At 70.9% G+C, this 7,746-nt stretch carries 6 protein-coding genes; 4 read left to right on the forward strand and 2 right to left on the reverse strand.

Going from position 1 to position 7,746, the window contains the following annotated elements; genetic code table 11:
- Together ACZ4UB_RS31420 and ACZ4UB_RS31425 are read right to left on the reverse strand one after the other, a co-directional pair.
- Positions 1-559: hypothetical protein (locus ACZ4UB_RS31420; protein WP_468075390.1), on the reverse strand; the 559-nt coding region annotated here is incomplete at its 3' end.
- A 24-nt stretch (positions 560-583) separates the two neighbouring features.
- Entirely contained in the window at positions 584-1,525 is a 942-nt protein-coding gene (locus tag ACZ4UB_RS31425; protein WP_354382201.1) for a heme o synthase, read from the reverse strand.
- 281 nt (positions 1,526-1,806) lie between these two features.
- Here ACZ4UB_RS31425 and tkt point away from each other — a divergent pair, with 281 nt between their 5' ends.
- Genes tkt through opcA form a run of 4 tightly spaced genes read left to right on the forward strand, consistent with a single transcriptional unit; the run spans position 1,807 to position 7,647 of the window.
- On the forward strand, positions 1,807-3,909 hold the full coding sequence (gene tkt, locus ACZ4UB_RS31430) for a transketolase (protein ID WP_468075393.1): 2,103 nt from the start codon (positions 1,807-1,809) through the stop codon (positions 3,907-3,909).
- A gap of 35 nt (positions 3,910-3,944) precedes the next feature.
- Entirely contained in the window at positions 3,945-5,063 is a 1,119-nt protein-coding gene (gene tal, locus ACZ4UB_RS31435) for a transaldolase (RefSeq protein WP_467961081.1), read from the forward strand.
- Between the two features lie 2 nt (positions 5,064-5,065).
- Positions 5,066-6,598: a glucose-6-phosphate dehydrogenase gene (gene zwf, locus ACZ4UB_RS31440; protein ID WP_354382306.1), complete on the forward strand. Its 1,533-nt coding sequence runs from the start codon at positions 5,066-5,068 to the stop codon at positions 6,596-6,598.
- Positions 6,595-7,647, forward strand: a complete 1,053-nt coding sequence (gene opcA, locus ACZ4UB_RS31445; protein ID WP_468075395.1) for a glucose-6-phosphate dehydrogenase assembly protein OpcA — start codon at positions 6,595-6,597, stop codon at positions 7,645-7,647. The genes zwf and opcA overlap by 4 nt, the downstream gene beginning before the upstream one ends.
- Positions 7,648-7,746 lie beyond the last annotated feature (99 nt).

Genomic DNA, 7,746 nt, shown 5'->3' on the forward strand with positions numbered 1-7,746 from the left:
CGGCGGGCGCGGCCTTCGCCTCGGCGGCGGGCGCGGGCTTCGGAGCCTCGGCCTCGGGCTTCGCCTCAGCGGCGGGAGCCGCCTTCGCGGCGGCAGCCGGCGCGGGCTTGGCAGCCTCGGGCTCGGTCTTCGTGGCGGCGGCGGGCGCGGCCTTCGCAGCGGGCGCCGGCTTCGCCTCCGCGGCCGGGGCGGCCTCCACCGCGGGAGCGGGAGTCGCGGCTGGGGGGTTCTTGGGGCCGCCCACTTGGATGCCGGCCATCCGGGTCCACTCGTACGGGCCGGTCCGCACCCGCGCCGCCATCTCGCCGTCGAAGGCGTCCTGGAGCGTCAGGCCCGCCTTCTCGGCCGCGAGCCGCGCGACCTCGTACGCGGGGGCCACCAGGTCGCCCCAGCCGCCGTCGGCGCCGACGAGCACGATGCGGGTGCCCGCCCGGCCGATGTGGGCGAGCTGGCCCTCGGCGCCGCCGTGCAACTTGGCGAAGGCGTCGATCTGCTTGGCCAGCTTCGCCGCGGTGCGGTCCTGCTTCTTGTCGGGAGTGACTGCTGCGGTGTCTGCCATGGACGGCATGCTACCGGTGAGTAATCAGCGGAGGAAGGGATCCACGGCCACGGCCACGAACAGCAGCGACACATAGGTGATCGACCAGTGGAACAGCCGCATCTCCTTGAGCTTCGCGCCCGTCACCCCGGCCTTGGCCCGGGCGTGCAGCGCGTGCGCCTCCCACAGCCACCAGCCACCGGCCACCAGCGCCACCGCGGTGTAGAACCACCCGGTGTAGCCCAGCGGGGTCAGCAGCAGCGAGACCGCCACCATCACCCAGCTGTAGAGGACGATCTGGCGCGCCACGACCCGGTTGCCCGCGACCACCGGCAGCATCGGCACGCCGACCCGCGCGTAGTCGTCCTTCACCTTCATGGACAGCGGCCAGTAGTGCGGCGGCGTCCAGAAGAAGATGACGAGGAAGAGGATGACCGCGGCCCAGGACACCTCGTCCTTGACCGCCGACCAGCCGATGAGCACCGGCATGCAGCCCGCGATGCCGCCCCACACGATGTTCTGCGAGGTGCGCCGCTTCAGCAGCATCGTGTAGACCACGACGTAGAAGAGGAGCGCACCGAGCGACAGCGCGGCCGACAGCCAGTTGACCAGCAGGCCGAAGAAGAGGGTGGAGACCACCCCGAGCGAGATGCCGAAGACCAGGCATTCCCGCGGACTGACCATTCCGGTGACCAGCGGCCGCTGCGAGGTCCGGTCCATCAACGCGTCGATGTCGCGGTCGATGTACATGTTCAGCGCGTTCGCGCCGCCCGCGGACAGGTAGCCGCCGAAGCAGGTCACGAGGACCAGCCACATCGACGGAACGCCCTGCTCGGCGAGGAACATCACCGGCACGGTCGTGATGAGCAGCAGCTCGATGATCCGCGGCTTCGTCAGCGCCACGAAGGCCATGGCCCGGGCCCCGAACGGCCGGTGACCGGAAGGGGAACCGAGCACCCCCGCTGGACGGGATTCGACGGCCGTCACGCACACCCCTGACAGAGACTCCCAGCAAGCTCCGGACATGAGGGCCCGGTAAAGACTTGCGCGTACCACGCCACTGTAGACGTTGCCCTTACGTCGCCCCGCGCGGGGGTCACCCCGTGTTGGGCCGATCGGCACCCGTCGCGCTGAACCGGACGTGGCAAGGTGGTGACGGTGTGGAGGCACTCGAATAGCTGCACGCCCCGGCGAGGGTAGGCTCGGAATCGCGCCGGTGCACGGTACGTCACCGGGATTCGACATGTGGAGAGGAGCCCTGACCCACGGTGAGCACCAAGCCGACGACCACAGAGCTCGAGTGGACCGAACTGGACCAGCGCGCCGTTGACACGGCCCGCATTCTCGCCGCTGACGCGGTGCAGAAGGTCGGGAACGGCCACCCCGGTACGGCCATGAGCCTGGCCCCCGCCGCCTACACCCTCTTCCAGAAGGTGATGCGGCACGACCCGTCGGACCCCGAATGGGTCGGCCGGGACCGTTTCGTGCTCTCCGCGGGGCACTCGTCCCTCACCCTCTACACCCAGCTCTACCTGGCCGGTTTCGGCCTGGAGCTGGACGACCTCAAGGCGTTCCGCACCTGGGGTTCGAAGACCCCCGGTCACCCCGAGTACGGGCACACCGCGGGCGTCGAGACCACGACCGGCCCGCTGGGCCAGGGCGTGGCGAACGCGGTGGGCATGGCGATGGCCGCCCGCTACGAGCGCGGCCTGTTCGACCCGGAGGCCGCCCCGGGCACCTCCCCGTTCGACCACATGGTCTACGCGATCGCGGGCGACGGCTGCCTGCAGGAGGGCATCTCCGCGGAGGCGTCCTCGCTGGCCGGCCACCAGAAGCTCGGCAACCTCGTGCTGCTGTGGGACGACAACCACATCTCGATCGAGGGCGACACGGAGACGGCCGTCTCCGAGGACACCATCGCGCGCTACGAGGCGTACGGCTGGCACGTCCAGCGCGTCGCCCAGCAGGCGAACGGCGACCTCGACCCGAAGGCCCTGTACGCCGCGCTGGAGGCCGCCAAGGCCGAGACCGGGCGTCCGTCCTTCATCGCCGCCCGCTCGATCATCGCCTGGCCCGCGCCGCACGCGCAGGGCACCGAGGCCTCGCACGGCTCGGCCCTCGGCAACGACGAGATCGCGGCCACCAAGGCCGTCCTCGGCTTCGACCCGGAGCAGACCTTCGAGGTGTCGGACGCGGTCATCGCGCACACCCGCAAGGCGCTGGACCGCGGCCGCGAGGCCAAGGCCGCCTGGGAGAAGGACTTCTCCGCCTGGCGCACCGCCAACCCGGAGCGCGCCGCCGAGTTCGACCGCATCCAGGCGAACGAGCTGCCCGCGGGCTGGGAAGAGCGGATCCCCGCCTTCGAGACCGGCAAGGGCGTCGCCACCCGCGCCGCCTCCGGCAAGGTGCTCGAAGCGCTCGGCGCGGTCATCCCGGAGCTGTGGGGCGGCTCGGCCGACCTCGCCGGCTCCAACAACACGACCATCGACAAGAACTCCTCGTTCCTGCCGAAGGGCAACCCGCTGCCGGAGGCCGACCCGTACGGCCGCACCATCCACTTCGGCATCCGCGAGCACGCCATGGCCGCGGCCATGAACGGCATCGCGCTGCACGGCCACACCCGCATCTACGGCGGCACCTTCCTGGTGTTCTCCGACTACATGCGCAACGCCGTGCGCCTGTCCGCGCTGATGCACCTGCCGGTGACGTACGTGTGGACGCACGACTCCATCGGCCTCGGCGAGGACGGCCCGACGCACCAGCCGGTCGAGCACGTCGCCGCGCTGCGCGCCATCCCGGGCCTGAACGTGGTCCGCCCGGCCGACGCGAACGAGACCGCCATCGCCTGGCGCGAGGTCCTGCGCCGCCACACCAAGGTGTTCGGCAAGGGCGCCCCGCACGGCCTGGCGCTGACCCGCCAGGGCGTGCCGACCTACGACCGCAACGAGGACGCCGCCAAGGGCGGGTACGTCCTGTTCGAGGCCGAAGGCCCCGCGGGCGAGACCGTTCCGGCCGAGGTCGTCCTCATCGGCACCGGTTCCGAGGTCCAGCTCGCCGTCGCGGCGCGCGAGGCGCTCCAGGCCGAGGGCGTCCCGGCCCGCGTGGTCTCGATGCCGTGCGTCGAGTGGTTCGAGGAGCAGACCCAGGAGTACAAGGACAGCGTCCTGCCGCCGTCGGTGAAGGCGCGCGTCGCCGTCGAGGCGGGCATCGGCCTGACCTGGCACCGTTACGTGGGCGACGCCGGCCGGATCGTCTCGCTGGAGCACTTCGGTGCCTCGGCCGACGCGAAGGTGCTGTTCCGCGAGTTCGGCTTCACCCCGGAGGCCGTGACCGCCGCCGCCAGGGAATCGATCGCCGCCACCGCGCGCTGACGCCCGTAACAAGACAAGTAGGAGATGCAATTCCCATGACAGACGCACTCAAGCGCCTCTCCGACGAGGGCGTGGCGATCTGGCTGGACGACCTGTCCCGCAAGCGCATCACGTCCGGCAACCTGGCCGAGCTCATCGACCAGAGCCACGTGGTCGGTGTCACCACCAACCCGTCGATCTTCCAGAAGGCCATCAGCAGCGGTGACGGCTACGAGCAGCAGCTCGCCGACCTCGCCGCCCGCAAGGTCACCGTCGACGAGGCGATCCGCATGATCACCACGGCGGACGTCCGCGACGCCGCCGACATCCTGCGCCCCGTCTACGACTCCACCGAGGGCCAGGACGGCCGGGTCTCGATCGAGGTCGACCCCCGTCTGGCGCACGAGACCACGGCGACCATCGCCGAGGCCAAGCAGCTCGCCTGGCTGGTGGACCGTCCCAACACGCTCATCAAGATCCCGGCGACCAAGGCCGGCCTGCCGGCGATCACCGAGGTCATCGGCAAGGGCATCAGCGTCAACGTCACGCTGATCTTCTCGCTGGAGCGCTACCGCGAGGTCATGGACGCGTACCTGGCGGGTCTGGAGAAGGCGAAGGCCGCGGGCCTGGACCTCGCCAAGATCCACTCGGTCGCCTCCTTCTTCGTGTCCCGCGTGGACTCGGAGATCGACAAGCGCCTGGACGCCGTCGGCACCGACGAGGCCAAGGCCCTCAAGGGCAAGGCGGCGCTCGCGAACGCCCGTCTGGCCTACGAGGCGTACGAGGAAGTGTTCTCCGGCGAGCGCTGGGCGGCCCTGGACAAGGCGCAGGCCAACAAGCAGCGTCCGCTGTGGGCCTCGACCGGCGTCAAGGACCCGGCGTACAAGGACACCCTGTACGTGGTGGACCTGGTCGCCCCCGGCACCGTCAACACCATGCCGGAAGCCACCCTGGAGGCCACCGCCGACCACGGCGAGGTCTCCGGCGACACCATTCGCGGCACCTACGACCAGGCTCGCGCGGAGCTGGACGCGGTCGCGAAGCTGGGCATCTCGTACGACGATGTGGTGCAGCTGCTGGAGGACGAAGGCGTCGAGAAGTTCGAGGCGTCCTGGAACGACCTGCTGAAGTCCACCGAGGCGGAGCTCGAGCGCCTCGCCCCCACGGAGGCCTGAGAATTTTGTCTGTGAACGGAGCGAACCCGCTTCGTGACGCACAGGACCGGCGGCTCCCGCGCATCGCGGGGCCGTCCGGCCTGGTCATTTTCGGCGTTACGGGTGACCTGTCGCGCAAGAAGCTGATGCCCGCCGTCTACGACCTGGCGAACCGCGGCCTGCTGCCCCCGGGCTTCTCGCTGATCGGCTTCGCCCGGCGCGAATGGCAGGACGAGGATTTCGCCCAGGAGGTGCACGACGCGGTCAAGGAGCACGCCCGTACGCCCTTCCGCGAGGAGGTCTGGCAGCAGCTGGTGCAGGGCTGCCGGTTCGTCCAGGGCGACTTCGACGACGACGAGGCGTTCGAGACGCTGAAGTCGACGATCGAGGAGCTGGACAAGGCGCAGGGCACGGGCGGCAACTTCGCCTTCTACCTGTCCGTCCCGCCGAAGTTCTTCCCCAAGGTCGTCGCCCAGCTCAAGAAGCACGGGCTGGCGGACCAGAAGGAGGGTTCCTGGCGGCGCGCGGTCATCGAGAAGCCGTTCGGCCACGACCTGACCAGCGCCCAGGAGCTCAACCAGCTGGTGCACGACGTCTTCCCGCCCAACGAGGTCTTCCGGATCGACCACTACCTCGGCAAGGAGACCGTCCAGAACATCCTGGCGCTCCGCTTCGCGAACACGATGTTCGAGCCGATCTGGAACCGGTCGTACGTCGACCACGTGCAGATCACCATGGCCGAGGACATCGGCATCGGCGGCCGGGCCGGGTACTACGACGGCATCGGCGCGGCCCGTGACGTCATCCAGAACCACCTGCTCCAGCTGCTCGCGCTCACCGCGATGGAGGAGCCCGGCTCCTTCCACCCCAAGGCGCTGGTGGCGGAGAAGCTCAAGGTGCTGACCGCCGTCGAGCTGCCCGAGGACCTGGGCAAGCACACCGTGCGCGGGCAGTACTCGGCCGCGTGGCAGGGTGGCGAGAAGGTCGTCGGCTACCTCGAAGAGGACGGCATCGACCCCAAGTCGAAGACCGACACCTACGCCGCGATCCGCCTGGAGATCAACAACCGCCGCTGGGCGGGCGTGCCGTTCTACCTACGGACGGGCAAGCGCCTGGGCCGCCGGGTGACGGAGATCGCGGTGGTCTTCAAGCGGGCCCCGTACCTGCCCTTCGAGTCGGGCGCGACCGAGGAGCTGGGGCAGAACGCCCTGGTCATCCGGGTCCAGCCGGACGAGGGCGTCACCGTCCGCTTCGGCTCCAAGGTTCCGGGCACCTCCATGGAGGTCCGGGACGTCACGATGGACTTCGCCTACGGCGAGTCCTTCACGGAGTCGAGCCCGGAGGCGTACGAGCGACTGATCCTGGACGTCCTCCTCGGCGACGCGAACCTCTTCCCGCGCCACCAGGAGGTCGAGCTGTCCTGGAACATCCTCGACCCGATCGAGGAGTACTGGGACAAGCACGGCAAGCCCGCCCAGTACCCCGCGGGCACCTGGGGACCGGTCGAAGCGGACGAGATGCTCGCACGAGACGGACGGAGCTGGCGCCGGCCATGAAGATCGACCTCACGGAGACCACCTCCAGCAAGATCAACGCCGCGTTGGTGCGGGCGCGCCGGGACATCGGCACGCCCGCCATCGGCATGGTGTTGACGCTGGTGATCGTGACCGACGAGGAGAACGCGTACGACGCGCTCAAGTCGGCAACCGACGCGGCCCACGAGCACCCCTCGCGGATCGTCGTCGTGATCAAGCGCGTCAGCCGATCGGCCCGTAGCCGCCGCGACGCCCGGCTCGACGCGGAAGTCCGCGTCGGGGCGGACTCCGGCACGGGCGAAACGGTTGTGCTGCGGCTGCACGGCGAACTGGTGGACCACGCGCAGTCGGTGGTCCTCCCGCTGCTGCTGCCGGACGCCCCGGTGGTCGTGTGGTGGCCGCAGGGCGCGCCGTCCGACCTGGCGGGCGATCCGCTGGGAGCCCTGGGCCAGCGCCGGATCACGGACACCTACGCGTCCGAGGAGCCCATCGGGTCCCTCGCCACCCGGGCGGCCGCCTACGCGCCCGGCGACACGGACCTGTCCTGGACCCGGATCACCCCGTGGCGCTCGATGCTCGCGGCCGCGCTCGACCAGCAGCAGGCGCTGCGGATCGTGTCGGCCACGGTCGAGGGCGAGGACGAGAACCCGAGCTGCGAGCTGCTGGCCATGTGGCTGGCGGACCGCCTGGGGGTCCCCGTCACCCGTACCCTCTCCGACGGTCCGGGCCTGACGGCCGTACGGCTGGAGACCAAGGACGGCGCGATCGTCCTGGACCGGGCGGACGGGGCGCTGGCCACCCTGTGCATGCCGGGGCAGCCCGACCGCGCGGTGGCGCTCAAGCGCCGCGACACGGCCGAGCTGCTGGCGGAGGAGCTCCGCCGGCTGGACCCGGACAACACCTACGAGGCCTCGCTGAAGTTCGGCGTGGCCGGGCTGGCCTCCGGGTCGGTGGACGCTCCGGCAGCGCCCGCCGCGCCCGCGGAGCCGGCCCCGGCGAAGGCCCCGGCGGCGAAGCCCGCCGCGGCCAAGCCGACCAAGACCGCGGCGAAGAAGACCGCGGCCAAGTGAGCACGGTGGGGGGGGGGGGGGGGGGGGGGGGGGGGGGGGGGGGGGGGGGGGGGGGGGGGGGGGGGGGGGGGGGGGGGGGGGGGGGGGGGGGGGGGGGGG

The organism is Streptomyces sp. NPDC028419 (assembly GCF_055565515.1).